The sequence below is a fragment of the Mycobacterium branderi genome (assembly GCF_010728725.1).
Lineage (GTDB): Bacteria > Actinomycetota > Actinomycetes > Mycobacteriales > Mycobacteriaceae > Mycobacterium > Mycobacterium branderi.
In genome coordinates this window covers 4849606-4876278 of sequence record NZ_AP022606.1, presented here as the reverse complement: position 1 = coordinate 4876278, position 26673 = coordinate 4849606, and the positions used below count along the sequence as shown (strand labels likewise).

Genomic DNA, 26673 nt, shown 5'->3' with positions numbered 1-26673 from the left:
CACGAAAGCAGCCGCACATGCCCGAATTCACCAGACGCACCGCACTAGCCGTGATCGGCACTGCCGGCGCCATCGGCGTGGTGGGATACCTGTTGCGCACCAACACCATTCGTACGCCTGCCGGTCGAGCCAACGGGCCAGGCATGATGGGTGGAGTCTCAGGCACCGACATGGACCGTTACATGACCATGTTCGCTCGCCACGGCGAACTGCGGCGCACCGTCGAAAACATCCCCGGAGGCGTGCGCACCACCACCGAATCCGACGCGCCCGACCTCGTCGCGCAACTGCACGCCCATGTCGGGTCGATGTATCAACATCTCGACCAGGACGCCGAAGTGACATGCATGAGCCAAAGCCTGCCCACCCTGTTTCGCCGCGCACCTGACTACCAGCGCCGAATCACGCTGACTCCCAACGGTGTAATCGCCACCGAAACCGCCACCGACCCCAACCTCACCAACGCCATCCGCGCCCACGCGCAAGAAGTCACCGGCTTCGTCACCGACGGCATGCCCGCCATGATGGGCCCCATGATGGGCGGCCGCGGAATGATGGGCTCCTGAAACGTCGCATCGACCAGCACACGCCAATCAACCCCTAACCGGAAACACCGTTACCGCAACCTTTTACCCAATACAGATGACTCCGACGCAAACGCCCTGAAAGAGATGCGGTCAATGGTCAGTGGCGTACTACCCCCACAAGCTGGCCGCCAACCCGTGTCCATGCGCGCCGACGGACCCGCAGGACTGCATCTGTGCGGCTGCGGTCAAACGCCGTTACCTCGGCCGGCTGTCCGGCCCGCTGCTGGACCGCGTCGACCTGCGCGTCGAAATGCATTCAGTGCGCAGGGAAGCCTTCGCAACCACGCCGGCCGAGTCGACGGCGCAGGTGCGCGCCAGGGTGGCCGCGGCCCGCGCGGCGGCCGCGGAACGCTGGCGCGCACACGGCTTTTCCACCAACGCCGAAGTCAACGGCCCGCTGCTGCGGCGGAAGTTCCGGCTCAGCCACGCCGCCATGGAGCCGCTGCGCACCGCGCTCGACCGCGGACTGCTGTCCATCCGCGGTGTAGACCGAACATTAAGAGTCGCTTGGACATTGGGGGATCTGGCCGGTCGCACATCGCCTGGGCGCGACGAGGTTGCCGCCGCATTGAGCTTCCGCCAAGCCGGAGCGTCGCGATGAGCGATCCGACGCTGCGGGCATGGGCGTATTTGTCGCGGGTGGCCGAACCGCCGTGCCCCGAACTCGCCGCGCTGGTGGACCTTGTCGGTCCGGTCGACGCCGCCGAACGGATCCGGCGCGAGCAGGTCGACGACACCTTGGCACAGCACACCGCGGCGAGGCGCGAAATCAACCGGGCCGCAGAGGATTTGGAATTGCTCTTCCGTCGTGGCGGGCGACTGATCACGCCGGAGGACGACGAGTGGCCGGTGCTGGCGTTCAGCGCATTCGGTGGCCCTGCGATGGCGAGCAGACCGCGGAGCGGCCCGCCGATGGTGCTATGGGTGCTGGGCGCGGAACGGCTCGACGAGATCACCCAGCGGGCGGCCGCCCTCGTCGGGACTCGCGCGTCCACCACCTACGGCGAGCTCGTCACGGCAGACCTGGCGACCGGGCTGGCCGAGCGTGACGTGACGGTGGTCTCCGGCGGGGCCTACGGAATCGACGGGGCGGCCCACCGCGCCGCGCTCGCCGCGGACGGCGTCACCATCGGGGTTCTCGCCGGTGGTATCGACGTTCCGTATCCCGCAGGGCATTCCGCACTCCTGCACCGCATCGCCGGAAACGGGCTACTGGTCACCGAATACCCGCCGGGCGTGCGGCCGGCCCGATACCGGTTCTTGACCCGCAATCGCCTCGTGGCCGCATTCGCCGGCGCGGCGGTGGTGGTCGAGGCCGGTCTGCGCAGCGGCGCGACCAACACCGCCGCATGGGCCCGAGCCCTGGGCCGGGTGGTGGGCGCGGTGCCCGGGCCGGTGACATCGTCGGCGTCGGCGGGTTGCCACGCCCTGTTGCGAAACGGGGCGGAGGTCATCACCCGCGCCGCCGACGTCGTCGAACTCGTGGGCCGCATCGGCGAGCTGGCGACCGAACAACCCCGGCCGGCGACAGCGCTCGACGGGCTCAGCGACGGCGAGCGGCAGGTGTACGAGGCGCTGCCGGGCCGTGGAATCGCCACCGTCGACCAGATCGCCGTCGCCGCTGGCCTGGCCCCGGAGCGAGTGCTCGGCCCGCTGGCGATGTTGGAGATGGCCGGCCTGGCCGAGCGCCGCGACGGCGGCTGGCGCATCATCCGGCGGCGAAAGGAGGCCGCCGTATAGTCGACGACGTGGCCGGTCGACCAGTACACACCTTCGAAGTAGTACGCACCGAAGAGCTCACACCGCACATGATCCGAGTGGTGCTCGGCGGCAGCGGCTTTGACACCTTCAGGCCCAGCGAGTTCACCGACTCTTACGTCAAGCTGGTGTTCGTCGCCGAGGACGTCGACGTGGCCGCCCTGCCGCAGCCGCTGACACTGGACAGCTTTTCCGAGCTGCCCGCCGAACGGCAGCCCGTCATCCGCACCATGACCGTGCGCCGCGTCGACCCGGCCAACCGGCAGATCGCGATCGACATCGTGGTGCACGGCGAGCACGGGGTAGCCGGGCTGTGGGCCGTGGCGGCTGAGCCCGGCCAGCCGGCGTACCTGATGGGGCCCGGCGGCGCTTACGCCCCGGACCCGGCTGCCGACTGGCATCTGTTCGCCGGCGACGAAAGCGCGTTGCCGGCGATCAGCGTGGCCCTGGAAGCCTTGCCCGCCAACGCAATCGGCAAGGCGTTCATCGAGGTCGCCGACCCCGAGGACGAGATCCCGTTGACCGCCCCGGAAGGTGTGCAGATCAATTGGATCTACCGCGGCGGGCGCGCCGACCTGGTTCCCGAGGATCGCGCCGGCGACCATGCCCCGCTGATCGAGGCGGTCAAGACCACGCAGTGGCTGCCCGGTCAGGTGCACGCCTTCGTCCACGGCGAAGCCCAGACCGTGATGCACAACCTTCGGCCCTACATCCGCAAAGACCGCGAAGTCGACGCCAAATGGGCCTCGATCTCGGGGTACTGGCGCCGCGGCCGCACCGAGGAGACATTTCGGCAGTGGAAAAAGGAACTGGCCGAGGCTGAGGCCGGCGACTGACCGCGGCCTGGCATTCTCAGCACATGGCATTCGGCGATTACCAGTTCGAGATCTACCTGCAGGGCCTGGCCGGAGTGGTGCCGTCGCTGCCGATCGCGTACGCCGAATTGGAGGCCAAGGCGCAGGCTGCGATGTCGCCGTCGGTGTGGTCGTACGTGGCCGGCGGCGCCGGCGACGAACGCACGCAGCGGGCCAACTGCGAGGCCTTCGACCGCTGGGGGCTGATCCCGCGGATGTTCGTCGGCGCCGACCAACGCGACCTGTCCGTCGAGCTGTTCGGGATGACCCTGTCGTCGCCGCTGTTCATGGCGCCCATTGGCGTCATCGGCATCTGCGCCCAGGACGGCCACGGCGATTTGGCCACCGCCCGCGCGTCGGCCCGCACCGGTGTGCCGATGGTGGTATCGACGCTTACCGCCGACCCGCTGGAAGACGTCGCCGCCGAATTCGGTGACACCCCAGGCTTTTTCCAGCTGTACACCCCGAAGGACCGCGAGCTGGCGGCCAGTCTGGTGCACCGCGCGGAGGCCGCCGGGTACCGGGGCATCGTCGTCACGCTCGACACCTGGGTGCCGGGCTGGCGACCGCGCGACCTGACCACTGCCAACTTCCCGCAGCTGCGCGGACACTGCCTCTCCAACTACACCAGTGACCCCGTCTTCCGGGCCGGCCTGGCACAGCCGCCGGAAGCCGACCCGCGGGCCGTGGTGCTGCGCTGGGCGCAGCTGTTCGGCAACCCGCTCACCTGGGACGACCTGCCCTGGCTGCGGTCGCTGACCAGCCTGCCGCTGATCGTCAAGGGCATCTGCCATCCCGAGGATGCCCGTCGTGCCAAGGACGGCGGCGTCGACGGCATCTACTGCTCCAACCACGGCGGTCGGCAAGCCAACGGCGGACTGCCCGCGCTGGACTGCCTGGCGGCGGTAATCGACGCTGCCGACGGGCTGCCGGTGTTGTTCGACTCGGGGATCCGCAGCGGCGCCGACGTCGTCAAGGCGCTGGCGCTCGGCGCGACGGCGGTCGGCGTCGGCCGCCCGTATGCCTACGGGCTGGCGCTCGGCGGGGTCGAGGGGATTGTGCACGTGCTGCGCACCCTGTTGGCCGAAGCCGACCTGATCATGGCCGTGGACGGGTATGCGACCCGGGAAGATCTCGATCGCGACGCGCTGCGGCGCGTCACCTGAGCGCAACGCCCGGGGTCTGTGACCGTAGGGGCGTGGAGGCGATCCTCGAGGAGTTCGACAACTATTTGGACCTGCAGTGCGGACGGTCGGCGCACACCCGGCGCGCCTACCTCGGCGACCTGCGGTCGCTGTTCGCCTTCATCGAAGAGCGTGCCCTGGGTTCGGGTCTCGACGGGTTGACCCTGCCGACGCTGCGGTCGTGGCTCGCGGTGCAAGCGGGATCGGGTGCTGCCCGCACGACGCTGGCCCGTCGCACCTCGGCGGTCAAGGCGTTTACCGCGTGGGCGACGCGCCGCGGCCTGTTGAGCACCGATCCGGCCACCCGGCTGCAGATGCCCAAGGCGCATCGCACGCTGCCGGCCGTACTGCGTCAGGATCACGCCCTGGCCGCCATGGCCGCAGCGAAATCCGGTGCGCAGCAACGTGATCCGCTCGCGCTGCGAGACCGGTTGATCGTCGAGCTGCTCTATGCCACCGGCATCCGGGTCAGCGAATTGTGCGGCCTGGACATCGACGACGTCGACACCGGCCATCGGCTGGTGCGCGTACTCGGTAAGGGCGACAAGCAGCGCACTGCGCCATTCGGAGAGCCGGCGGCCGAGGCGCTTGGTGCCTGGTTGTCCGACGGCCGTCCGGCGCTGGCCACTGCGCAGTCCGGGCCGGCGCTGTTGCTGGGCGCGCGGGGCCGCCGGCTTGACGTGCGGCAGGCGCGCACCGTCGTGCACCAGACCGTCGCCGCGGTCGACGGCGCACCCGACATGGGCCCGCACGGGCTGCGGCACAGCGCCGCCACCCACCTGCTGGAAGGCGGAGCCGACCTGCGCGTCGTCCAGGAGCTGCTCGGCCACTCCAGCCTGGCCACCACCCAGCTCTACACCCACGTGACCGTCGCGCGGCTGCGGGCAGTACACGACCAGGCGCACCCCCGCGCCTAGCGCTCGCCGAGTGTGGGCTTGTGTCACGCTTTTTCGTCGAATGCGTGCATCAACCCCACACTCGGCGATCAAGACAGCGGCTTGAGGCGGATCGGCGTCGACGCCAGCAGCCCCAGCGGGTCGACGTAGTCGGCGCGCGACGCCGGGCCCCACATCGCGCCCCAGTGCAGGCACGCCGCGGCGCCGCATCCCGGATGGCCGGCCACCAACTCGCCGATCACTGAGCCGGCGTCCACCCGCTGGCCGGCCCGGACCGCGGCACGTACCGGCTCGTAGCTGGTGTGCAGACCGCCCGGATGGGCCAGCGACACCACCGGCCGACCGGCCAGCAGACCGGCGAACACCACCGTCGCGGGCCCGGCCGCGTACACCCGTTGGCCGGGCGCACCGGCCAGGTCGACGCCGCGGTGGCCCCGGTTCCAATCCGGCGACGGCGCATCGAAGGCCCGCACCACCGCCGGGCGCGGTCGCAGCGGCCACTCCAACCGCACGTCGTCGGCAACAGCCGGGGCCGCGCAGACCACCGCCGCCAGCGCGAGCACCCAGAACCGCACCCGGGCAGTTCAGCGCGTCGCACGCCGCCCCGCCAGCCGGGCTGTGGACAAAGCACCCTCTACCAGCGTGTAAACTCATCTCCGCAGTTCGCGCCAAGCGGGCTGACTTCGCGTGTCTGCAGCCGACCGGATGCCGCTCGGTCCCCGCAAGGGTCGGGCATCCCGCAGACACCAGGGCCCGGCTTCACCCGTCGCCGGGCGACAACCGACAAAAAGGAACCATGGACTCATGGCTGTTGTGACCATGAAGCAGCTGCTTGACAGCGGCACCCACTTCGGGCACCAGACCCGTCGCTGGAACCCCAAGATGAAGCGGTTCATCTTCACCGACCGCAACGGCATCTACATCATCGACCTGCAGCAGACGCTGACATTCATCGACAAGGCGTACGAGTTCGTCAAGGAGACCGTCGCGCACGGCGGCACCATCCTGTTCGTCGGCACCAAGAAGCAGGCGCAGGAGTCGATCGCTGCCGAGGCCATCCGCGTCGGCATGCCCTACGTGAACCAGCGCTGGCTGGGCGGCATGCTCACCAACTTCTCCACCGTGCACAAGCGGCTGCAACGCCTCAAGGAGCTCGAGGCCATGGAGCAGACCGGTGGCTTCGAGGGCCGCACCAAGAAGGAAATCCTGGGCCTGACCCGCGAGAAGAACAAGCTCGAGCGCAGCCTCGGCGGTATCCGCGACATGAACAAGGTGCCCTCGGCCGTCTGGGTCGTCGACACCAACAAGGAGCACATCGCCGTCGGCGAGGCCCGCAAGCTCGGCATCCCGGTGATCGCGATCCTGGACACCAACTGCGACCCCGACCTGGTCGACTACCCGATCCCGGGCAACGACGACGCCATCCGCTCGGCCGCCCTGCTGACCAAGGTGATCGCCTCCGCGGTCGCCGAGGGCCTGCAGGCCCGCGCCGGTCTGGGCCGCGGCGACGGCAAGCCCGAGGCCGAGGCGGCCGAGCCGCTGGCCGAATGGGAGCAGGAACTGCTGGCTTCGGCGACCCCTGCGGCCGGCACCGAGACCACCACCGACACCACCACCACCACGGAGGGCTGAGGATTGGCGAACTACACCGCTGCCGACGTCAAGCGGCTGCGTGAGCTCACCGGCGCCGGCATGCTCGACTGCAAAAACGCGCTGGCCGAGACCGACGGCGACTTCGACAAGGCCGTCGAGGCGCTGCGCATCAAGGGCGCCAAGGACGTCGGCAAGCGCGCTGAGCGCGCCACCGCCGAGGGCCTGGTCGCCGCCAAGGCCGGCGCGTTGATCGAGCTGAACTCCGAGACCGACTTCGTCGCCAAGAACGCCGAGTTCCAGAAGCTGGCCGACGACATCGTGAGCGCCGCCGCGACCGCGAAGGCCGCCGACGTCGACACGCTCAAGGCAGCCCCGATCGGCGACAAGACCGTCGAGCAGGCGATTGCCGAGCTGTCGGCGAAGATCGGCGAAAAGCTCGAGTTGCGCCGGGTAGCCCACTTCGACGGCACCGTGGAGACCTACCTGCACAAGCGGGCCGCCGACCTGCCGCCCGCCGTCGGCGTGCTGGTCGAGTACACGGGCTCGGACAAAGATGCCGCGCACGCGGTCGCACTGCAGATCGCCGCGCTCAAGGCCCGCTACCTGAGCCGCGACGACGTGCCGGCCGACGTCGTCGCCAACGAGCGGCGCATCGCCGAGGAAACCGCCAAGAACGAGGGCAAGCCCGAGCAGGCGCTGCCCAAGATCGTCGAGGGCCGGCTGAACGGGTTCTTCAAGGACGTCGTGCTGCTCGAGCAGCCTTCGGTGTCCGACAACAAGAAGACCGTCAAGGCGCTGCTCGACGAGGCAGGCGTCACCGTGACGCGGTTCGCCCGTTTCGAGGTGGGCCAGCAGTAGCATCAGCCGGATGCGACATGTGCACGCGTTCGGTGACGACGCCCTGGGCGACTTGGATGCCGTCGGACTCGTCGAGGAATTGCGGGCTGGCCGCGTCTCGCCCGGCGAACTCGTCGAGGCCGCGATCGCTCGCACCGAAGCCGTCAACCCAGCTCTGAACGGCCTGGCCTACCAGGCGTTCGACCGGGCGCGCGCCGAGGCGGCCCAGCCGCCCAAGCCCGGCTTCTTCAGCGGCGTGCCGACGTTCGTCAAAGACAACGTCGAGGTCGCCGGGATGCCGACGATGCACGGCACCGACGCGTGGCTGCCCACGCCGGCGCGCGCCGACAGCGATTTCGCGCGGCTGTATCTGGCCACCGGCCTGGCGCCGCTGGGCAAGACGCAGATGTCGGAATTCGGTTTCAGCGCCTCGGCCGAGCATCCCCGGCTGGGGCCGGTGCGCAACCCATGGAACACCGACTACACCGCCGGGGCGTCGTCGTCGGGATCCGGGGCGTTCGTCGCCGCCGGCGTGGTGCCGATCGCCCACGCCAACGACGGCGGCGGCTCGATCCGCATCCCCGCCTCCTGCAACGGGCTGGTGGGGTTGAAGCCCTCGCGGGGCCGGCTGCCGGTCGACGGCGAGTTGCGCCGGCTGCCGGTCGGCATCGTCGCCAACGGCGTGGTGAGCCGCTCGGTGCGCGACACCGCGGCCTTCTACCGCGAGGCCGAGCGCGTCCGCCGGCATCGGCATCTGCCGCCGATCGGGGATGTCCGGCATCCCGCACGTCAGCGGCTGAAGATCGCGGTCATCACGCGCTCGGTGCAACGCGAATGCAGCGCCGAGGTCCGCGACCTCACACTGAAGTCCGCGGCACTGCTCGAGGAGCTGGGCCACCGGGTCGAGCATGTCGAAAACCCGCCGGTCCCAAGCACTTTCATCGCCGACTTCGTATTGTACTGGTCGCTGCTGTCCCTGCTTCAGGTGCGCACCGGCCGGCATTTCTTCGGCGCGAGCTTTGACCGCACCCGGCTGGACAACCTGACCCTGGGCCTGTATCGACACGCCGGCCGCAACCTGCACCGGATGCCGCGGGTGATCATGCGGCTGCGCGCAATGCGGCGGCGCACTGCCCAGTTTTTCGAGACCTATGATGCGGTTCTCACGCCGACCCTGGCCGACCGGCCGCCGCTGATCGGTCACCTCGACCCGACCGCCGACTATCAGCAGATCATGGACCGATTGATCGACTGGGTCGCCTTCACGCCGTTGCAAAACGTCACCGGCGAGCCCGCCATGTCACTGCCGCTGGCCCAATCGGCGGACGGCCTGCCAGTGGGCATGATGCTCTCGGCCGACCTCGGGCAGGAGGCGCGGCTGCTGGAGCTGGGCTATGAGCTGGAGGAGGCGCGCCCGTGGGCGCGCATCCAGGTTTAGTGGCGATCGCAAGCGCGGCGGAGCCGGGCGCGGCGGGTCGCCACCATTAAGCCCAGTCCGACCCCAAAGCGTCCAGCATCCGTTTGAACTCCCGCTGCTCGGCCGCGGACAGCTTGCCCAGGATCCGGGCATCGGCTTCCCGCACGGCGGCCTCGGCGCGTTTCAGCAGCGTCCGGCCGGCGCTGGTCAGAGTGGCGGGTAGCGCCCGCCCGGACGGCACCGACGCCGGCCGAGACACCGCGCCGAGGTCTTCGAGCCGGCGCAACACCGTGTTCATCGCCTGCGGCGTCACGTTGCCATACCGCGACAGCTCCGCACTGGACATCCCCGGGTACAGGGAAAGTATTCGCATGCAAACGAATTCGGGGAGAGACAGCCCCAGCGGCCGCAGCGCCGCCGTCACTTCCGGACGCAGCGCGGCCCCAACCCGGTGCAGCAAATAACCGAGCGGAGCATCGTCTATCTGACCCACATCAACCATCTTGACATATATCAACTTAATTGATAAACAGGAAGACATGACCGAAACGCAGAAGTTCGATTTCGATTTCGACCCGGCCTATCGCGGCGAGGCTCCCCAGTTCGGCGAAGGTGTCCGCCCGCCATGGAGCCTCGGTGAGCCGCAACCGGAGATCGCCGCGCTGATCGAGGCGGGCAAGATCCACGGCGACGTGCTCGACGCCGGCTGTGGTGAGGCGGCGGTGTCGCTGCATCTGGCGGCGTTGGGACACAACACCGTCGGGCTCGACGCGTCGCCCACCGCTATCGAGTTGGCTCGCGCGGAGGCGGCCCGGCGCGGGTTGACCAACGCCACGTTCGAGGTGGCCGACATCACTGATTTCAACGGGTGGCCGACCGGTTCCGAAGGCCGGTTCAACACGATCATCGACAGCACGCTGTTCCATTCGATGCCCGTCGAACTGCGCGACGGATACCAGCAATCGATCGTCCGCGCCGCCGCTCCCGGTGCGTCGTATTTCGTGCTGGTCTTCGACCGCGCCGGGATGCCGGAGAGCCGTGGCCCCAACCCGGTCACCGAAGACGAGCTACGCGAGGTGGTGTCCAGGTACTGGGTCATCGACGAAATCCGGCCCGCCCGGATTCACGCCAACTTCCCCGACGGCCGGTCGCCGGAGTTCCCCGTGGTGGATCTGCGCGACGAGGGCAACGGACGCAAGTCGGTGCCCGCCTGGCTGCTGTCCGCGCACCTGGGCTAAGTGGCCTGCAACCGCAGGAGTTGGCCGAACTCCTCGAGATGCGCCCGCACATCGAGGGGACCGGCATAGATTGCCGCCGCGCCGGCGTGCTCCAGCGCCTCCCGCGCGATACCCCCGCTGAGCACCGCGGCGGTCGGAACGCCGGCGCGGCGGCCCGCCTGGACATCCCACACGGTCTCGCCGAGAAAAATGGCCTGGTCCGGCTGCGCGCCAATGCATTTCAGTGCGCTGGTGACGATGTCAGGATCCGGCTTACCCCGTTCTGCGTCGGCTGCCGATGTCACCGCGGCTACAAGATCTTCGGCGTCGAGCACCTCGCGCAGTAGGGCCAACTCGTCCTCTCCGGCTGACGTCGCCAGCACCGCCCGCCAGCCGTGCTCGGCGATTGCGCCGAGCAGTTCGCGCGCACCCGGAAGCGGGCGAAGCGTGGACGCGCTCTCGAGAAAGTAGCGGGTATGGCGCTTTTCGACGTCGGGGCCGTGCACTTCGGCAAACTCGTCGCCGAGCAGGATACGAACCAGTTCCGAGCCCGACCGGCCGATCAACCCGTGGATGCGCCAGCACGGAACCTCCTTGCCGACGTCGAGAAACGCTCGGTGCCACGTCACGACGTGATGGAAGTTGGAATCGACCAGCGTTCCGTCGACATCGAAGAGCACAGCCGGTTTGGGTTCGACCATGACCGCGCGATCCTTTCGTTGTGGTGGTTTGCCGGCTTGTGAATACCCCGTCGGCAACCAGTCAACCCAATTGCGGTGATTGCCGTGCGTCGACATCGGGTAACCGGGTCCGGGAGCCGACCTCGAGGAGTGGTTGTGGGCGACGTTAGGGAAATCGGCAAACGGGCGCGTCAGGAGGCCGAGGCTTACCGCGGCGACAATCCGCGTCCGTTGGGCGGATACCTGGTAGTGCTGTTCGTGTACGGCACGGTGATCGCCGTGACGGCGATCGTTGCCTCCCTCACCGCGCGCAGGCTGCCCGAACGGTGGCTGACTCAAGACCTTCTGATGGTGACGTGCGGGACGCACAAGCTGTCGCGCACATTGTCCAAAGACGCGGTGACAAGCCCGCTGCGGGCACCGTTCGCCCACTATGCCGGGACCGGCGGCCCCGCCGAGCTGCACGAGGAAACCCGGCACGACAGCCAGCTGCGGCACAGCCTGGGCGAGTTGCTGACATGCCCGTTCTGCCTGGACATGTGGGTGGCCACCGTCTTTGTCATCGGCCTGATCTTCGCGCCGCGGTTCACTCGGCTGGTGGCAGGCAGTTTCACCGCGCTGGCCGGCGCCGATTTCCTACAGCTCGCCTACGCGATGGCACAGCAGTCCGCCGAGGGTTGAGGAGAACAAGGAGGAGTCATGCCCAAAACGACGAAGGGCGGCAAGGCCAAGAAGAGCGAGCTGCCCAGCACGCTTCAGCGCTCCGGCGCCAAGGCCCAGCGCACGTTTGCCAAAGCACACGACGCGGCCGCCGAGGAGTACGGCAGCGAGCAGAGGGCCCACCGGGTCGGCTATGCCGCGCTCAAGCACAGCTTCGAAAAAGTCGGCGACCACTGGGAGCCCAAAAAGAAGAAGGGCCCGTCCGACAAGCGTGCCGAGCGCGGCGGCCTGCGCAACCCGACCCCGTCGGCGGAGGGCGTCGACGCCAACGCCAGCAAGAAGCATCTGCTGGACGTCGCGCGCCGGCTCGACGTTCCGCGACGCTCCACGATGAACAAGGCCGAGTTGGTCGACGCGATCAAAAAGGCCAATCGTCGTGCCCGGACCCGGTGACCGGTTCGCGGCACTGACCGAAATCCTGCTGTGGTGGGCGCTCACAGCGGCGGTGTGGCTGGCGACGCTGACGTCGTTCACCGCCGCCGAACTTGCGGTGGCAGTGGGTGCTACGTTGCCCTGCGCCGTGGCGGCACGGTCCGCCCGACGGGCTAATCGGGGCTACTGGCGGTTCCGTGTCGACTGGTTTCGTTGGGCGGCAACCATTTTGCGTGACGTACCGCTCCAAGCGTTCCAGACGTGGATGTATGTGCTGATGCGACGCCGGCGGGGAGTGATCAGCGCGGTGAGCCTGCCGGCCGAACCGGAACCGGTTGCGGACGCGCGTCGTGCGGTGGTCGTGCTGGCCTTCGCTACTACGCCGGGAACCGTTGTGCTGGACTGTAATTCACAGGTGCTGCTGCACCGTATCCGGCCGGGCACTGGTCGGCTGGCAAGGGCGGTGCAGCGATGAATGCGGGGGAGTTGGCGGCGCTGGCGTTGTTGCTCGGGGTGTTTGTGCCCGGCGCCTGGATGGCATCCCGTGGTGAGCCGCGGCGCCGGTTGGTGGGGTTGGAGTTCGCCGGAGTTGCTGCGGTGATGACGGTCATCATGGTTGCCGTTGCCTGGCAACGGAATTCATTTCTCATCGTCGCGCTGGTGTTGGCGTTGGTGACGCTGCCCGGCACCTTGGTGTTCACGCGGCTGCTGGCGGGTAAGACGTGATCTCGTGGTATGTGGTTTTCGCGGGGGTCGTGGTCATGGTGCTGTCCGCGCTGGGGGCAGCCACGCTGCCGCGGGTATTTGACCGCCTGCATCTGCTGGCGGTCACGACGTCGCTCGGTGTGCCGTTGACCGGTGTGGGACTCATGATTTCACAGGGGTGGAGCGAATCGTCGGCGATGATCGCGGTGACGATCGTGTTGGTGGCGTTGGGTTCCCCGGTGATCTCGGCCGCGACGGGCCGGCTGGCCGCACAGCATGAGGGACTGGTCGAAGAAGAGTCGCCGTCGTGACGGCCCTGCTGCTTGCGGTGGTGACGCTGACCGGGGTGACCGGCACGGTGGTCGCGCTGACCGGCCGCCCCGAACAGCAGGCGATACCGCTGTCCGTCTTCGGTCTGGCGCTGACGATGTTGTTCGTGGTGCTCCAAGCCCCCGATGTCGCGCTGTCGCAGCTGGTTATCGGCGGGGTCGTGGTGCCGTTGATGGTCATGCTGACGTTGCGTGCCCTGCGCCGCCACAGCGCCGAAGCCGAAGAGGACAGCCGATGAATCGCGGTGCGCGAACGGCGCTTTTCCTGGCCGGGGCCGGCGGGCTGGCAGCACTGCTCTGGTTGGGCTTCGCGCAACTGCCGGCGTTCGGGCAGGCCCGTCACCTGTACCGGAATTTGGCTGTGCCGGCGGCGTTTTCGCGGGCGACCGCCAATGTCGTCGCCTCGGTGAACTTCGACCAGCGCGCGCTGGACACCATGGGGGAGGAGACGATCCTGCTGGGTTCGGTGACTGGGGTGATGGCGTTGCTACGCCCCGCCATCGAGGAGCGTGAATACAACGCGCCGGGCCGCGGCGCAGCGCTGGACGCGACCCGCCTGGTCGGCTACCTCATGTTGCCGGTGACCATCGCGCTGGGCATCGACATCGTCGTGCACGGCCATCTCACGCCGGGCGGCGGATTTCAGGGCGGCGTGGTGCTGGCCGCCGGGTTGCACCTGCTGTACATCACCGGCAGCTTCCGGGCACTGGATCGCCTGCGGCCCCTCAATGTCTTCGACATCGGCGAGGCGCTGGGAGCAGCGGCGTTCGTGGCGATCGGCCTGGCCGGGATGGTGGTCGGCGGCGTGTTTTTCGCCAACCTGCTGCCGACCGGGACCATGGGCAACCTGTTCTCGTCGGGCTCCGTGGTGCTGCTCAACATCGCCGTCGGCGTGGAGGTCGCCTGCGGCATGACGGTTTTGCTGGGGCAATTCCTGGCCCAGGAAATCACTGTCGCCAAGCGGAGTGATCGCCGATGAGCGTCTACCCGTACTGCGTGGCCGGCTGGCTTGTGCTGATCGGCGCCTGGGGAATCACGCGCAGCCACAACCTGATCCACGCGGTGGTGTGTCTGTCGGTGGCACAGTCCGGAACCTATCTCCTCCTGCTGGCGATCGGATTTCAGCGCGGCGCCGCCCCACCGGTTTTCGCCGGGCCCAACCCGCCGCCACCTTCTAATGTCGTCGATCCCGTGGTGCAGGCGATGACCTTGACCGACATCGTCATCCAGGCCACCGTCACTGCCCTGTTGCTGGCGCTGGTCATCCAGATCCACAAACGCCACGGCACTGTGGATCCCGACGAGCTGTCGGCGCTGAAAGGCTGACTCGGCCGTGCAGACCACCGCGGCTGCGCTGTTGCCGCTGCTGGTCGCCGTGCCCATCGTGACGGGCTGCCTGCTGCTCGCACTCGGCGCACGGATCTCGCGCACGACAGCAACGTGGCTGACGGTGGCCGTCTCGGTCGGCTCGGCCGGCGTCGCCGGTTTCGCTGCGGTGGCCGCGCGCGAGCACATGCTCGTCACCTGGATCGGCGGCTGGTCCATGCTGCGGCACGCAACAGTCGGGATCGCGCTCGCCGCGGACCCGCTGGCCGCGGGCCTGGCGACGTTGGTGAGCATGTTGATGGCCTGCGCCGCGCTCTACAGCCGTCGGGGCCTCGACGAGGCCGGTTCCCGCTTCGATGCGCTGATGCTGCTGTTTTTGGCGGCAATGAACGGCTTTGTGCTGGCGAGTGACGTGTTCAACCTCTTCGTGTTCCTGGAGCTGATGGGCGCCGTCGCATATGCCTTGACCGGGATCAAGATCGAAGACAAGTCGGCGATCCAGGGAGCGCTCAATTTCGGTATCATCCAGTCGCTTTCGGCCTGTCTGTCACTGGTCGGCATCGCGATGCTCTATGCGCAGGTGGGCCAGCTTGGCATGGCCCAGGCTGGGATGTCGCTGGCGCGCGACGGGCCCAAGGCGGTCACCGTCGCCGCGTTCGTGCTGATCCTGGCCGGGCTGCTGGTGAAGGGCGCCATTGTGCCGCTGCACTTTTGGCTGGCCGACGCGCACGCCGTCGCGCCGGCCGGTGTGTGCGTGATGTTCTCCGGCGTGATGGTAGAGCTCGGCCTCTACGGAATGTGGCGGGTGTACTGGGTGACGTTCGCCGGGGCGCTGCCACGCTCCGCGGTCGAACACACCTTCGTGGTGGTGGGGGTGCTGACCGCGGCGGTCGGCGCCGTAATGTGCCTGCTGCAACGGCATCTCAAGCGGCTGCTCGCCTATTCCACGATCGGTCACATCGGGTTGTTTCTGGTGAGCACTGCGTCGCTGCGCCCTGATGCGATCGGCGGGACTGCCGTCTACGTGGTGGGCCATGCCGGGGCGAAGTCGGCACTGTTCTTGATCGTGGGGTTGCTGCTCGACCGCCATCAGACCGTCGACGAGTTCGAGCTGTCCGGGCGCGGGCGTGGCCAGTGGCTGTTGGGCGGGCTCTATCTGTTGGCGGCGGTAGCGCTGGCCGGGTTGCCGCCGTTCGGCACGGCGTTGGGAAAGTCGTTGTGCGAGGAGGCAGTTGGATCAGGCTGGGGTGCTGCGCTGTTCCTGGTGACGTCGGCGGCGACCGGCGGCGCGGTGTTGCGTGCCGGCGTGCGCTGCTTCAGCCGATGGGGCAGTGGCGTGGAGGAACCCACGGAGGGCGCGACCAAAGGCGAGGAAGAACCGGACACGGTACTGGGCCGCACCCCGCCGAGCATGTACATGGCGATCGCCGTGCTGTTGGCCGGCTGCCTTGCCGCCGGGGTGCTGCCGTGGGTGTCCGAGGCCGCCGACGCGGCCGGGCGGCATTTCGTCGACACCGCGGGCTACCTGGCCGCGATGTTCGGGCACAGCGCCCCAACTGCGTCGACCGGTCCGGCGTCGGGTTGGTCTGCGCCGGGGATAGTCCTCGCGGTGATCGGAGTCGCCGCCGCTGCCGGCGTGGCTGCTATTGGCTTGCGGGACAACCAGTCTGCGCTGCAGCGCGTATACCGGCCGGCTGTCGCCGCGCTACACAGGGCGCACTCCGGGCACGTCGGCGACTACGTCGCATGGATGTTCGCTGCGCTGACCGTGCTGGCGGCGGTGTTGAGCCTGCAGCTGCACTAGCGGTGACTTCCAGGGTTCGGCATGCCTTTTCGACTACCCGCTCCTGCCATCGACCTAACCGCGCAGCTCACCACCAACGGGCTGTCCGGCGCGACGGCGCCGAAACTATTGCAGGGCCGCCGGCGCAGTCATCACCAGGACGACGGCCATCAGCACCAACATGAACCATCCCGCGCCTTGCCAGATCCACCAGCGCCGGCGGGCCCGCCAGTCCTGGATGGTGCGGACGAATGCCCACACGCCGCCGAGAAACAACACCAGCGGCGCGCCGATCGCCAGGAAGTTGCGCTGCAGCGCCCCGCAGCGGTCCAGCACGCCGATGCCCTGCCCGGATTTGCAGCCGGCAACCGACCACAACGCTAGTCCCAACACGACCAGAGCGGCGGCGACGTCGATCGCCGTGAACCGGACAGCCCGCGCGAACGTCCGCCTGGCTTCGAGGCTGTCGCCACCCGACGACATGGTGGGAGTGTTCACGGTTAGGCGCCGTCCGGGACGGGATAGCGGTCGTTGACGTCGGGGTTGCCGGCCTCCCGGGCGCAGTGCGCACAGCAATAGATTCCCTGATTGGCCTCGATCCCATGGCCAAGGATCCGGCAGTCGCAGTGTTCGCAGGTCGGCGCCAACTCGACCGCCGCGCACTCGAGGCTGTCGAATGTGGCGGTTCGGCCATCCACCCACGTCACAGTGAAGGCCTTGTCATAGTCGTTGCCACAGGTGTCGCAGATCGCCATCGGCGTGACCTCCTTGAAAAGCGCGCCAGCCTTTGGGGACGGGTTGCCCGGTCCACTGCGCGGCAAACGCCATTACTTCGGCGGGAGTGGGACCGAAAACACCCGGGCACGTTTGCGGGTCTGAGTTTCGTCAAGTGTTTTGGGCCCCAGTGAGCGGGCTTGGGCCCCAGTCGCATCCAGAACGGTGCGAGTTGGCCTGTGTTCCCAGTGGGCTGAGCGGCGCCAGGCGTTTTGGCGTAGCAGGCGTAGGCCGTTGAGTCCGACGATGATGGTGGAGCCTTCGTGGCCGGCGACGCCGAGCGGCAGCGGAAGGGTCCCGGCGAGGTCCCAGATGACCAGCATGGTGATGAAGGTGGCGGCGATGATGGGGTGGCGACGACCACGCGGCGAGCTTGGCGGGACAGGTTGATCACGGTGGGGATGGTGGTGAGGTCGTCGCGGACAATGACGGCGTCGGCGGTTTGCAGGGTCAGGTCGGATCCGGCGCCGCCCATGGCTATTCCGGTGTCAGCGGCGGCGAGGGCAGGCGCGTCGTTGATGCCGTCGCCGACCACGGTCACGTTGTGCCCGCCGGTTTGTAGTTGGTGGACGGCGGTGACTTTGTCGTCGGGCAGCAGTGAAGCGCGCACATCGGTGATTGCGACTTCGGTGGCGAGTCGGTCGGCGGTGGCGGGGTGATCACCGGTCAACAAAGTCGGTGTGGTGCCAGTGAGCCATCGTGCGGCCGCGAGGGTGGTGGCGGCTTCGGGGCGCAGCTGATCGCGAAGACCCAGCACCCCGACCGGGTGGTGGTCGCAGGTCACGATGACGGCGGTGTGGCCGCGGGCCTGTTGTGCATCGATGGCGGCGGTGAGCGGGCCGGCCTGTTGGGCGTTGCTACGTGCCAACAGCGCGGCCGGGGATCCGACCCTGATGCGTCGGCCCTCGATTCGTGCGGTGACGCCGCGGCCGGGATGGGCGGTGAAGTCGTCGACCAGGGGCAGGTTCAGGCCACGGTTGTGCGCGGCGCGCACGATCGCTCCCCCGAGGGGGTGTTCGCTGGGATGTTCGGCCGCGGCCGCCAATCGCAGCAGCTCGCCTTTGTCGAATTGTGGCTCCAGACAACAGATTTCGGCTAGTTCGGGGGTGCCGCGGGTGGGCGTGCCGGTCTTGTCGAACGCGATCTTGGTGGTGGCGCCCAGCTGTTCCATCACGACGGCCGATTTGGCGAGCACGCCGTGTCGGCCGGCGTTGGCGATTGCGGCCAGCAGGGGCGGCATGGTGGCCAGCACCACCGCGCACGGCGAGGCCACGATCATGAACGTCATCGCCCGAAGCAGTGCGCGCTGCAGTGCGTCTCCGGTCAGCAGCGGGATGGCGAACACCGCCAGGGTGACGGCCACCATGCCGATCGAGTAGCGCTGCTCGACGGTCTCGATGAACAGCTGGGTGCGGGCCTTGGTTCGGCTGGCCTGCTCCACCAGCGAGGCGATCCGGGCCACCACCGAGTCTTGGGTGCGGCGGTCGACTCGGATGCGCAGCGCCCCGGTTCCGTTGACCGTTCCGGCGAAAACCTCATCGCCGACGCTCTTGTCGACCGGTAGCGGTTCGCCGGTGATGGTGGCCTGATCCACCTCGCTGCCCCCGGCAATTACGGTGGCGTCCGCGGCGATTCGCTCACCCGGACGCACGACCACCACATCTCGGACTTGCAAGTCGGCGGCCTTGACCTTTTCCTCGCTCCCATCGGCGTGCACTCGGGTTGCGGTGTCGGGGGCTAGATCCAGCAGTCCGCGCACGGAATCCTCGGTGCGGGCGGTTGCCAGCGCTTCCAGGGCGCCGGAGGTGGCGAAGATGACAATCAGCAGCGCCCCGTCGGTGATTTGGCCGATTGCGGCGGCGCCGATCGCTGCGGCGACCATCAGCAGATCCACGTCGAGGGTCTTGTTCTGTAGTGCGCGCAGCCCGGCCAGCGCGGGTTCCCAGCCGCCGGCCGCGTAGCAGGCCAGGTACAGCGCCCACCACACCCACTGTGGCCCACCGGTGAGCTGGATGGGTAGAGCAGCCAGGAACAGGGTCAATGCCGCTGCGGCCCAACGCATCTCCGGCAGCGCGAATAGCCGGGTCCGGCGCACCGCCACCAGCTGTCGCGCCGGGGCCGGGCGCCGTTGGGCCAGGGTGGGCACCGGCATGTCACCTCCAACACATCGCCTTCGAAGCCAACCACGGTATCAGAAGACATGAACATGTCTTCATGCATAGTCGGATAGGATAAGCTGCCTGGGTATGGGACATGGGGTCCAGGGCCGTAACCGACCGGCCGCACGGCTCGACGCCGATGGCGCGGCGCAGGTCGCTACCACGCTGCAGGCGTTGGCCACCCCGAGTCGGTTGATGCTGCTGACCGAGCTGCGGCAGGGGCCGCGGCCGGTGACTGAGTTGGCTGAGGCGATCGGGATGCAGCAGTCGGCGGTATCGCATCAGCTGCGGCTGCTGCGCAACTTGGGGCTGGTGGTCGGGGTGCGCACCGGCCGCAGCATCGTTTATCACCTCTACGACGATCACGTCGCCCAACTGCTCGATGAGGCCGTCTACCACAGCGAACACCTGCGCCTGGGATTGTCTGACAGATCCCGGACCACCGGCTAAACGTCTTGGCCAGGCCTCGGATCGGCGGGGACAAGCAGTTGGCTGTCGGGCGGCTCGGGAACGGGTTCCACCAGTGCCCTGTGACGGGCGCGGGGGGAGCTCGCGGAGTCGTCGTCGATAACCGAAACCCCAACTCAATCTGTTGCTACCGTGGGCTATGGCCGAACACTTCGACGTCGTCATCGTGGGAGCCGGCATTTCGGGGATCAGTGCCGCCTGGCATCTGCAGGAGCGTTGTCCCACGAAGAGTTACGTCATCCTGGAGAAGCGGCCGGACATGGGCGGCACCTGGAACCTGTTCCGGTATCCGGGCATCCGTTCCGACTCCGACATGTACACGCTCGGCTTTCGCTTCCGCCCCTGGAGCGGCAGCCAGTCCATCGCCGACGGCTCGGCCATCCTGGAGTACATCAAGGACACCGCAGCCACCTATGGCATCGACAGGAACATCCGGTTCAACCACAAGGTCGTCGGTGTCGACTGGTCGAGCGCCGAGAGCCGCTGGAGTGTGCGCGTCGAGACGCACGGGCAGGAAAGTACGATCAGCGGCTCGTTCCTGTTCTTGTGCAGCGGCTATTACAACTACGAGCAGGGTTACACGCCAACGTTTCCCGGCTCCGAGGACTTCACCGGCCCGATCATCCATCCGCAGCACTGGCCCGAAGATCTTGACTACACCGGCAAGAACATCATCGTGATCGGTAGCGGTTCCACCTCGGTGACTTTAGTTCCCGCACTTGCTAATTCGGGCGCCAAGCACGTCACGATGCTGCAACGCTCACCGGGCTACATCATCTCCCAGCCCGAGCGTGATCCCGTCGCCGCCGGGCTCAACCGGGTGCTGCCCAACGGCAAGGCCTACACCATCGTTCGGTGGAAGAACGTGGTCCTGCAGGTGGCGCTGTATCAGCTGTGCCGCCGCTTCCCGCAGCGGATGCGGAAGATTCTGATGGGCCTTGTCAAACGCCAGCTACCCGAGGGCTACGACGTCGAAAAGCACTTCAGCCCACGCTACAACCCGTGGGACCAACGGCTGTGTGTCGTGCCCAACGGCGACCTGTTCCGTGCCATCCGCCACGGAACGGTCGACGTGGTCACCGACACCATCGACCGGTTCACCCCGACCGGCATCAAGCTCGGCTCGGGCCGCGACTTGGCCGCCGACATCATCGTCACCGCAACGGGTCTCGACCTGCAGCTTTTCGGCGGCGCCACGGGCACCATCGACGGGCAGGAGGTGGACCTGACGCAGACGATGGCCTACAAGGGCATGATGCTCTCGGGCCTGCCCAACCTGGCCTACACCGTCGGCTACACCAATATCGGGTGGACCCTCAAAGCCGACCTCGTATCCGAATTCGTTTGCCGCATCTTGAATTACATGGACGCCAACGGCTACGACGTCGTGGTGCCGGAGCGGCCGGCGCCCGACGTCGAGGAGCGGCCGTTCCTGGAATTCACACCGGGCTACGTGCTGCGCAAACTCGACGAGTTGCCCAAGCAGGGTTCACGCAAGCCGTGGCGGCTGAACCAGAACTATCTGCTCGACGTGCAGATGATCAGGCGCGGCAAGGTCGACGACGAGGGGCTGCGGTTCACCACAAAGCCTGTCTCGCTGGCGGCGTAGAAGTTTCCTGTTGCCTCCCTCTTGCAGTCAAGAAGCGGTAAGTTCAAGATGCCTTTGCCGTCTACCGCGGCTCGGCCTTGGAATGTGGAGGCATACATACATATAGGACATTGACGACCGTACGGGCTGTGGCACAAGCGTGAACAACCCTGGGTGTGCCCCGCGCGCCGGCGGAGCTAGGGGATTCTGTGGTGAACGTCCTCAAGCGGGCATGGATACCACTGGTTGTCGCCGTCGCGCTTGCAGTGGGCGGATTCGCCGTCGAACGTCTCCACGGGATCTTTCCGATAACCACCTCGTCGAAACTCGACCCGCGCAGCCAGACCCCGCCGTACGCGCCGAAAAGCGCCACTTACGAGATCATCGGCCCGCCGGGGACGGTCGGCGTCGTCAACTGGATGGACGAAAACGCCCAACCACAGCGGGCGAATTTCACGACATTGCCGTGGACACACACCATCACCGCGCGGCTACCCGGAATCTTCGCCTACGTGGTTGCCCAAGGCGATAGCGACTACATCGGTTGCCGCATCACCGTCGACGGCAAGCTCGTCGACGAGCAATCGGCCAACCAGCGCAACGCCCAGATCTCGTGTCTGGACAAATCGGCATGAGCGACAACCAGACAACGCACCCGATCGCGCGCACGATCCGATTACTGGCGGTTCCCATCATTGTTGTCTGGGTGGCGTTCGCCGTTGCCCTGAATGTGTTCATCCCGCAACTGGAAAAGATTGCCGCAGAAACGTCTGTTCCGCTCTCGCCCACCGATGCGCCGTCGGTGAAGGGGATGAAGCGGATAGGCGAGAAGTTCAAGGAATACAACTCCGACAACCTCGTACTGGTGACCCTCGTCGGCGACCACGAGCTGGGCGACGATGCCCACAAGTACTACGACGAGCTGGTACGTCGGCTGAGGCAAGACAGCGAAGACGTCCAGTACCTCCTGGACTTCTGGGGGCACCGGTTCACCTCATCGGGCGTGGAGAGCTATGACCACAAGGCCGCCTACGTTCAGGTCAACCTGGTCGGCAATCAGGGCGGGGCCCGCGGCAACAAATCGGTCGACGCGGTCCGCAAGATCGTGGAGCATTCGACACCGCCGAAAGGCGTCAAGGCCTACGTGGCCGGTCAAGGAGCGCTGACCGCGGACACGATCGAGGCCGGCGACAGAAGCATGCTGAAGATGACGATGATCACGGTCCTCGTCATCACGATGATGCTGCTTTTCGTTTTTCGTTCGGTTTCCACCGTGCTGCTTCTGTTGTTCGTCGTCTTCGTCGAATTGGCCGCGTCCCGGGGCGTCGTCGCGCTGCTGGCATACAGCGGCCTGCTGGGCCTGTCAACGTTCGCCGTAAACCTGCTCACCGCGCTGGCGATCGCCGCGGGAACCGACTACGCGGTATTCCGGCTCGGGCGCTACCAGGAGGGCCGCAGCGGCGGCATGGATTCCGAAGCCGCCTATCACGACACGTTCACCGGCGTCTCCAAAGTCATCGTGGGTTCGGGCCTGACCATCGTTGCGGCGTTGTTCTGCCTGCGTTTTACCCGCCTGCCCTATTTCAATTCGCTGGGTATTCCATGCTCGGTCGGCCTGTTCGTGGTGGTCGCCGCCGGGCTCACGCTGGGGCCTGCCGTCATGACCGTGGCAAGCCACTTCGGTCTGCTCGATCCCAAGCGGGAGTTCAACTATCGGCGATGGCGCCGCCTGGCCACCGCCATCGTTCGCTGGCCGGCGCCGATTCTTACCACCGCACTCGTCGTCGCCATGATCGGTGCATTGGGGTTGGCCGGGTTCAACCCGCTGTACAACGAGCGCTACTACCTGCCCGGCCGCGTCTCATCGAAGAAGGCGTACGATGCAGCGGGCCAGCATTTTTCGGAGGCCCGCCTGAATCCCGACCTGCTGATGATCGAGACCGACCACGACTTGCGTAATCCAACCGATCTGCTGGTCTTGGACCGGGTGGCCAAAAACATCTTCCGGTTACCGGGTATCGAACGGGTACAGAGCATCACCCGACCGCTCGGTCCGCCCATCGAACACGGGTCGGTACCGTTTCAGCTCAGCGTGCAAAGCGCGCCGATCCGAGACAACCTGCAATATCTGAAAGATCGGGTCGCCGACACGTTGAAGACAGTCGGTGAGCTCGACACGATGATCGCCATTCTGGAGCGCACATACGACTTGACGCGCCAGCTGACGGAGGCCACGCACGACACGACGGGCGATCTGCAGAAGCTGCAAGCGGTCACGGACAAGATCAGAGACAATGTCGCCGACTTCGACGATTTCTTCCGTCCGATCCGCAGCTATTTCTATTGGGAGAAGCACTGCTTCGATATCCCGATCTGTTGGGCGTTTCGATCTCTCTACGACGCAACCGACGGGGTCGACCAGCTCGCCGAACAGACTGCGGCACTTGTTCAAGACGCGCAGCGGATCGACAGGCTGCAGCCGCAACTGCTTGCGCAGATCCCCCCGATGATCGCGGTGTCGAAGTCGATCCGCGACATCACGTTGACCTCGTACAGCACGTTCAACAGCTTGATCACCCAGTTCGATCGCCTGACCGACACCAGCGCCGTGATGGGGCGGGCATTCGACGACTCAAAGGTGGACGATTCGTTCTACCTGCCGCCGGAGGTGTTCGACAACCCCGACTTCCAGCTGGGTTTGAAACTGATGGTGTCGCCGGACGGCAAGGCCGCCCGCCTTATCATCACCCACGCCGTCGATCCCGCGACCACAGAAGGCATCTCGACCGTCGACGCCGAGCGTCAGGCGGCACGGGAGGCGTTGAAGTTGACCTCGTTGTCCAACGCCAACATCGAGCTCGGCGGTACCGCCGCCACCTACAAAGACATTCGGGACGGCGCCAAATTCGACCTGATGATCGCAGCAGTCGCCTCGATCATGCTGATCTTCATCATCATGGTTCTCATTAAGCGAGCCCTGGTAGCCGCGTTCGTGATCGTCGGCACCATCGTCGTGTCGCTGGGCGCCGCGTTCGGCTTCTCGAATCTCATCTGGCAGCACATCGTCCATTTCCAAATGCACTGGGTGGCATTGGAGTTCGCCCTGATCGTGCTGTTGGCCGTCGGGTCCGATTACAACCTGATGCTCGTGTCACGCTTCGAGGAAGAGATCGGCGCCGGGTTGAAGACCGGCATCATCCGGGGGATGGGCAGCACCGGCCCGGTGGTGACGGCGGCGGGCCTGGTGTTCGCCTTCACGATGGGATCGATGATCACCAGCGACCTGCGTTCAATCGGTCAGTTCGGCACCACGATCGGCCTCGGGTTGCTGTTCGACACGCTCGTTGTGCGCTCGCTCATCACACCGTCGATCGCCACCCTGCTGGGCCGCTGGTTCTGGTGGCCGAAGAAGGTGCGTACCCGGCCGGCCAGCCAGATGCTGAGGTCTGTCGGTCCCCGGCCGTTGGTGCGGGCACTGCTGGCGGAACCCTCGCGCGCGTCCAAGCGCCCGACGCCGTGACCCGGCGATCACACGTCGATCGTGGCGCTGCAGCGCCATTGGTCGCCGGTGTGGCGGAACTCCAGTCCGGAAAGCGCAACGGCCTTCGGCGACGCGCCGATTGTTCTGACCTTGTCTATCGACGCCACCTGCATGGTCAGCCGGAATGTTTGCGCTCCGATGTCCACGTCGGCGCGTAGCGGGATAACTCCTTGTGTATCAAGCAGATAGATCAGTTGGTCCAGCGCCGCCACCAGGCGATCCTCGTCGTCGGCGGCGGCCAATTCCAAGGTGACGGTGTCGACGGGCTTCGCGTGGGAGAGGTCGACGAAGCTGGCGGACAAGCCGACAACCGCCTCGGCCAGACACGCCTCACGGGTGGGTCCCCATGCCTCGATCGTCACATCGGCCGGATGCGGCACAGTTCGATGCCCGCTGCCGGCCACGATCAGCCTTTCACGACGCCCAGGGGCACCAGTCGGGCGACTGTGTGGCACAGCCCGGCCTGTTCCGCGACGGCGACGACTTCGGCGACATCCTTGTAGGCCGCCGGCGCCTCCTCGACCAGGCCGCGCCGTGAGGCGCCCCTGACATGGATGCCCTGCTGCCGCTCGAGTTGGTCCAGCAGGACCTTCGGCGACACCGAGCGAGCCGCCTGGTGTCGACTGAGCCGCCGGCCGGCGCCGTGACACGTCGAATGAAACGCACCGCCGCCTCGCACGCCGGCGAGCACGTACGACGACGTCCCCATCGAGCCGGGAATCAGCACTGGTTGCCCCACGTCAGCCAAATCCGTTGGCAGATCGGGATGTCCGGGTGGCAACGCGCGTGTTGCGCCCTTGCGGTGCACGCAAAGCTCGAGTGTCTGGCCGTCGACCTCGTGGTGCTCGATCCGGGCAAGGTTGTGCGAGATGTCGTACACCAATTCCAGCCCCTTGCCGGTGATGGCCTTGAATGCATCGCTTGCCGACGACCCGAGGAGCTGACGGTTGGCGCGAGCGTAATTGGCTGCGGCCGACATCGCCGCCAGGTAGCGGCCGCCTTCGGTGGAATCAACTGGTGCACAGGCTAATTGCCGGTCGGGGACCTGCACGCCGTGTCGCCGCATGCTCTGGTCGAGGGTGCGCACCGCGTCCGTGCAGATCTGGTGTCCAAGGCCCCGCGAGCCGCAGTGGATCATCACGCAGACCTGCCCGACGCGCAGGCCGAACGTTTTGGCAACCGGCTCGTCGAACACCTCGGATACGGCCTGGACTTCCAGGAAGTGGTTGCCCGAACCGAGGCTGCCGAGCTGACGGATCCCCCGGGCACGTGCCTGCTCGCTCACCGCGTCGGGGTCGGCGTCGTCGAACGCGCCGCCGTCTTCGCAGCGATCCAGGTCCAGCGCAGAGCCCCCGCGATGCTCGACCACGTAGCGCGCGCCGCCGCGCAGCACCTCGTCCAACTCACTCTCGCTCACCTGCGACCACACGGCTCCCGGGCCCGCACCCCGCGGGATGCGTCTGCTCAATCCGTCCATCACCTTGCCGGCGGCAGCGACGAAGTCCTCTCGGTCGATGTCCGCGGCCAGCAGCCGAACACCGCACGAGATGTCGAATCCCACTCCGCCCGGCGAGATCACGCCGCCGTCGCGCACATCGGTGGCCGCCACACCACCGATCGGAAACCCGTATCCCAGGTGGATGTCCGGCATCGCATACGAGGCCTCGACGATTCCGGGAAGGGTCGCGACGTTCGCCACTTGCTGCAGCAGCGGATCCAGGTTGGTCTCGGGAAGCAGCGAGCGCGACGCGAAGATCACCCCGGGCACCAACATGGCGCCGGATCGGTCGATCCGGAAGCGAAACGGTGTTTCCGCTATCAGCGCCGACGATGAGATCCGCATATCACCATCGTGCGCTCGTTACGCGCGAGGTGGCTTTCGCAC

The 26673-nt window shown here is 67.0% G+C and carries 28 protein-coding genes and 3 pseudogenes; 23 read left to right on the top strand and 8 right to left on the bottom strand.

The genetic code is table 11. From position 1 onward, the window contains the following. The first annotated feature begins 17 nt into the window (after positions 1-17). The 6 genes and pseudogenes from G6N47_RS23720 (at position 18) to G6N47_RS23695 (ending at position 5300) form a co-directional block, all read left to right on the top strand. On the top strand, positions 18-566 hold the full coding sequence (locus G6N47_RS23720; protein ID WP_083129476.1) for a hypothetical protein: 549 nt from the start codon (positions 18-20) through the stop codon (positions 564-566). A 121-nt stretch (positions 567-687) separates the two neighbouring features. After that, positions 688-1188: pseudogene (locus G6N47_RS23715) on the top strand (magnesium chelatase subunit ChlI family protein); the annotation flags it as partial. After that, positions 1185-2327: a DNA-processing protein DprA gene (gene dprA, locus G6N47_RS23710; RefSeq protein WP_083129475.1), complete on the top strand. Its 1143-nt coding sequence runs from the start codon at positions 1185-1187 to the stop codon at positions 2325-2327. The pseudogene G6N47_RS23715 and the gene dprA, both read left to right, overlap by 4 nt. Positions 2328-2335: 8 nt before the next feature. Next, positions 2336-3181 (top strand): siderophore-interacting protein, encoded by an 846-nt coding sequence (locus G6N47_RS23705; RefSeq protein WP_083129474.1) that lies wholly within the window; start codon positions 2336-2338, stop codon positions 3179-3181. 23 nt (positions 3182-3204) lie between these two features. After that, a complete protein-coding gene (locus G6N47_RS23700) occupies positions 3205-4365 on the top strand; it encodes a lactate 2-monooxygenase (protein WP_083129473.1) in 1161 nt (386 codons plus the stop codon). A 32-nt stretch (positions 4366-4397) separates the two neighbouring features. Continuing rightward, complete coding sequence (locus G6N47_RS23695) at positions 4398-5300, top strand: tyrosine recombinase XerC (protein WP_083129472.1); 903 nt, start codon at positions 4398-4400, stop codon at positions 5298-5300. A 71-nt stretch (positions 5301-5371) separates the two neighbouring features. On the opposite strand, the pseudogene G6N47_RS23690 reads toward G6N47_RS23695, so the two are convergent. Next, positions 5372-5815: pseudogene (locus tag G6N47_RS23690) on the bottom strand (M23 family metallopeptidase); the annotation flags it as partial. Positions 5816-6083: 268 nt separating this feature from the next. On the opposite strand from G6N47_RS23690, the gene rpsB reads away from it, so the two are divergent. From rpsB to G6N47_RS23675, 3 genes are read left to right on the top strand one after another with little or no spacing between them, the layout of a single operon-like run. Continuing rightward, positions 6084-6911 (top strand): 30S ribosomal protein S2, encoded by an 828-nt coding sequence (rpsB, locus tag G6N47_RS23685; RefSeq protein ID WP_083129470.1) that lies wholly within the window; start codon positions 6084-6086, stop codon positions 6909-6911. Between the two features lie 3 nt (positions 6912-6914). After that, positions 6915-7730 (top strand): translation elongation factor Ts, encoded by an 816-nt coding sequence (gene tsf, locus G6N47_RS23680; RefSeq protein ID WP_083129469.1) that lies wholly within the window; start codon positions 6915-6917, stop codon positions 7728-7730. A gap of 10 nt (positions 7731-7740) precedes the next feature. Beyond that, complete coding sequence (locus tag G6N47_RS23675) at positions 7741-9147, top strand: amidase (RefSeq protein ID WP_083129468.1); 1407 nt, start codon at positions 7741-7743, stop codon at positions 9145-9147. 46 nt (positions 9148-9193) lie between these two features. Here the strand turns inward: G6N47_RS23675 and G6N47_RS23670 are convergent, their stop codons facing one another. Beyond that, the gene (locus G6N47_RS23670; RefSeq protein ID WP_179966414.1) at positions 9194-9619 is read right to left on the bottom strand and encodes a MarR family winged helix-turn-helix transcriptional regulator; all 426 of its coding nucleotides are present in this window, start codon (positions 9617-9619) and stop codon (positions 9194-9196) included. A 46-nt stretch (positions 9620-9665) separates the two neighbouring features. Here G6N47_RS23670 and G6N47_RS23665 point away from each other — a divergent pair, with 46 nt between their 5' ends. Then, complete coding sequence (locus G6N47_RS23665; RefSeq protein ID WP_083129466.1) at positions 9666-10364, top strand: class I SAM-dependent methyltransferase; 699 nt, start codon at positions 9666-9668, stop codon at positions 10362-10364. On the opposite strand, the gene G6N47_RS23660 is transcribed toward G6N47_RS23665, so the two are convergent. Then, positions 10361-11044: an HAD family hydrolase gene (locus tag G6N47_RS23660; protein WP_083130424.1), complete on the bottom strand. Its 684-nt coding sequence runs from the start codon at positions 11042-11044 to the stop codon at positions 10361-10363. The two genes, G6N47_RS23665 and G6N47_RS23660, sit on opposite strands and share 4 nt — an antisense overlap. 129 nt (positions 11045-11173) lie before the next feature. On the opposite strand from G6N47_RS23660, the gene G6N47_RS23655 reads away from it, so the two are divergent. The 9 genes from G6N47_RS23655 to G6N47_RS23615 are packed head-to-tail and all read left to right on the top strand — an operon-like array spanning position 11174 to position 16279. Further along, positions 11174-11704, top strand: coding sequence for a DUF1360 domain-containing protein (locus G6N47_RS23655; RefSeq protein WP_372517485.1), 531 nt, complete (start codon positions 11174-11176; stop codon positions 11702-11704). Between the two features lie 18 nt (positions 11705-11722). Continuing rightward, a complete protein-coding gene (locus G6N47_RS23650) occupies positions 11723-12136 on the top strand; it encodes a ChaB family protein (protein WP_083129465.1) in 414 nt (137 codons plus the stop codon). Beyond that, positions 12120-12590: a hypothetical protein gene (locus tag G6N47_RS23645; RefSeq protein WP_083129464.1), complete on the top strand. Its 471-nt coding sequence runs from the start codon at positions 12120-12122 to the stop codon at positions 12588-12590. The genes G6N47_RS23650 and G6N47_RS23645 overlap by 17 nt, the downstream gene beginning before the upstream one ends. Beyond that, complete coding sequence (locus tag G6N47_RS23640; protein ID WP_083129463.1) at positions 12587-12841, top strand: MrpF/PhaF family protein; 255 nt, start codon at positions 12587-12589, stop codon at positions 12839-12841. The genes G6N47_RS23645 and G6N47_RS23640 overlap by 4 nt, the downstream gene beginning before the upstream one ends. Continuing rightward, positions 12838-13131 (top strand): monovalent cation/H(+) antiporter subunit G, encoded by a 294-nt coding sequence (locus tag G6N47_RS23635; RefSeq protein WP_083129462.1) that lies wholly within the window; start codon positions 12838-12840, stop codon positions 13129-13131. Before G6N47_RS23640 ends, G6N47_RS23635 begins: the two co-directional genes overlap by 4 nt. Next, positions 13128-13388 (top strand): Na(+)/H(+) antiporter subunit B, encoded by a 261-nt coding sequence (locus G6N47_RS23630; protein WP_083129461.1) that lies wholly within the window; start codon positions 13128-13130, stop codon positions 13386-13388. Before G6N47_RS23635 ends, G6N47_RS23630 begins: the two co-directional genes overlap by 4 nt. Next, entirely contained in the window at positions 13385-14128 is a 744-nt protein-coding gene (locus G6N47_RS23625; RefSeq protein WP_083129460.1) for an MnhB domain-containing protein, read from the top strand. Before G6N47_RS23630 ends, G6N47_RS23625 begins: the two co-directional genes overlap by 4 nt. Further along, positions 14125-14475 carry a sodium:proton antiporter gene (locus G6N47_RS23620; RefSeq protein ID WP_083129459.1) on the top strand — a complete coding sequence of 117 codons (351 nt, stop codon included), beginning with the start codon at positions 14125-14127 and terminating at the stop codon, positions 14473-14475. The genes G6N47_RS23625 and G6N47_RS23620 overlap by 4 nt, the downstream gene beginning before the upstream one ends. 7 nt (positions 14476-14482) lie before the next feature. Next, complete coding sequence (locus G6N47_RS23615; protein WP_197945489.1) at positions 14483-16279, top strand: complex I subunit 5 family protein; 1797 nt, start codon at positions 14483-14485, stop codon at positions 16277-16279. 105 nt (positions 16280-16384) lie between these two features. Here G6N47_RS23615 and G6N47_RS23610 read toward each other — a convergent pair whose 3' ends face one another. The 3 genes and pseudogenes from G6N47_RS23610 to G6N47_RS23600 all read right to left on the bottom strand — a co-directional run. Further along, positions 16385-16756: a hypothetical protein gene (locus tag G6N47_RS23610; protein ID WP_083129458.1), complete on the bottom strand. Its 372-nt coding sequence runs from the start codon at positions 16754-16756 to the stop codon at positions 16385-16387. Positions 16757-16758: 2 nt separating this feature from the next. Next, complete coding sequence (locus G6N47_RS23605; protein WP_083129457.1) at positions 16759-17013, bottom strand: hypothetical protein; 255 nt, start codon at positions 17011-17013, stop codon at positions 16759-16761. 195 nt (positions 17014-17208) lie between these two features. Further along, positions 17209-19184: pseudogene (locus G6N47_RS23600) on the bottom strand (heavy metal translocating P-type ATPase); the annotation flags it as partial. Positions 19185-19278: 94 nt separating this feature from the next. On the opposite strand from G6N47_RS23600, the gene G6N47_RS23595 reads away from it, so the two are divergent. The 4 genes from G6N47_RS23595 (at position 19279) to G6N47_RS23580 (ending at position 24767) form a co-directional block, all read left to right on the top strand. After that, positions 19279-19641 (top strand): ArsR/SmtB family transcription factor, encoded by a 363-nt coding sequence (locus G6N47_RS23595; protein WP_083129456.1) that lies wholly within the window; start codon positions 19279-19281, stop codon positions 19639-19641. 157 nt (positions 19642-19798) lie between these two features. Further along, the gene (locus G6N47_RS23590) at positions 19799-21268 is read left to right on the top strand and encodes a flavin-containing monooxygenase (RefSeq protein ID WP_083129455.1); all 1470 of its coding nucleotides are present in this window, start codon (positions 19799-19801) and stop codon (positions 21266-21268) included. Between the two features lie 191 nt (positions 21269-21459). Further along, positions 21460-21882, top strand: a complete 423-nt coding sequence (locus G6N47_RS23585) for an MmpS family transport accessory protein (RefSeq protein ID WP_179966413.1) — start codon at positions 21460-21462, stop codon at positions 21880-21882. Further along, positions 21879-24767, top strand: coding sequence for an MMPL/RND family transporter (locus tag G6N47_RS23580; RefSeq protein WP_083129453.1), 2889 nt, complete (start codon positions 21879-21881; stop codon positions 24765-24767). The genes G6N47_RS23585 and G6N47_RS23580 overlap by 4 nt, the downstream gene beginning before the upstream one ends. Positions 24768-24775: 8 nt before the next feature. On the opposite strand, the gene G6N47_RS23575 is transcribed toward G6N47_RS23580, so the two are convergent. Both G6N47_RS23575 and G6N47_RS23570 read right to left on the bottom strand, forming a co-directional pair. Next, positions 24776-25192 (bottom strand): archease, encoded by a 417-nt coding sequence (locus G6N47_RS23575; RefSeq protein ID WP_139799269.1) that lies wholly within the window; start codon positions 25190-25192, stop codon positions 24776-24778. Between the two features lie 2 nt (positions 25193-25194). Beyond that, positions 25195-26631, bottom strand: a complete 1437-nt coding sequence (locus tag G6N47_RS23570; protein ID WP_083129451.1) for an RtcB family protein — start codon at positions 26629-26631, stop codon at positions 25195-25197. Positions 26632-26673 lie beyond the last annotated feature (42 nt).

Coding starts and splice junctions, on each gene's coding strand:
- G6N47_RS23650 (WP_083129465.1), top strand. CDS start 11,723: ATGCCCAAAACGACGAAGGGCGGCAAGGCCAAGAAGAGCGAGCTGCCC.
- G6N47_RS23675 (WP_083129468.1), top strand. CDS start 7,741: ATGCGACATGTGCACGCGTTCGGTGACGACGCCCTGGGCGACTTGGAT.
- G6N47_RS23720 (WP_083129476.1), top strand. CDS start 18: ATGCCCGAATTCACCAGACGCACCGCACTAGCCGTGATCGGCACTGCC.
- G6N47_RS23605 (WP_083129457.1), bottom strand. CDS start 17,013: ATGGCGATCTGCGACACCTGTGGCAACGACTATGACAAGGCCTTCACT.
- G6N47_RS23700 (WP_083129473.1), top strand. CDS start 3,205: ATGGCATTCGGCGATTACCAGTTCGAGATCTACCTGCAGGGCCTGGCC.
- G6N47_RS23620 (WP_083129459.1), top strand. CDS start 14,125: ATGAGCGTCTACCCGTACTGCGTGGCCGGCTGGCTTGTGCTGATCGGC.
- G6N47_RS23570 (WP_083129451.1), bottom strand. CDS start 26,631: ATGCGGATCTCATCGTCGGCGCTGATAGCGGAAACACCGTTTCGCTTC.
- rpsB (WP_083129470.1), top strand. CDS start 6,084: ATGGCTGTTGTGACCATGAAGCAGCTGCTTGACAGCGGCACCCACTTC.
- G6N47_RS23665 (WP_083129466.1), top strand. CDS start 9,666: ATGACCGAAACGCAGAAGTTCGATTTCGATTTCGACCCGGCCTATCGC.
- G6N47_RS23590 (WP_083129455.1), top strand. CDS start 19,799: ATGGCCGAACACTTCGACGTCGTCATCGTGGGAGCCGGCATTTCGGGG.
- G6N47_RS23640 (WP_083129463.1), top strand. CDS start 12,587: ATGAATGCGGGGGAGTTGGCGGCGCTGGCGTTGTTGCTCGGGGTGTTT.
- G6N47_RS23580 (WP_083129453.1), top strand. CDS start 21,879: ATGAGCGACAACCAGACAACGCACCCGATCGCGCGCACGATCCGATTA.
- dprA (WP_083129475.1), top strand. CDS start 1,185: ATGAGCGATCCGACGCTGCGGGCATGGGCGTATTTGTCGCGGGTGGCC.
- G6N47_RS23660 (WP_083130424.1), bottom strand. CDS start 11,044: ATGGTCGAACCCAAACCGGCTGTGCTCTTCGATGTCGACGGAACGCTG.
- G6N47_RS23625 (WP_083129460.1), top strand. CDS start 13,385: ATGAATCGCGGTGCGCGAACGGCGCTTTTCCTGGCCGGGGCCGGCGGG.
- G6N47_RS23595 (WP_083129456.1), top strand. CDS start 19,279: ATGGGACATGGGGTCCAGGGCCGTAACCGACCGGCCGCACGGCTCGAC.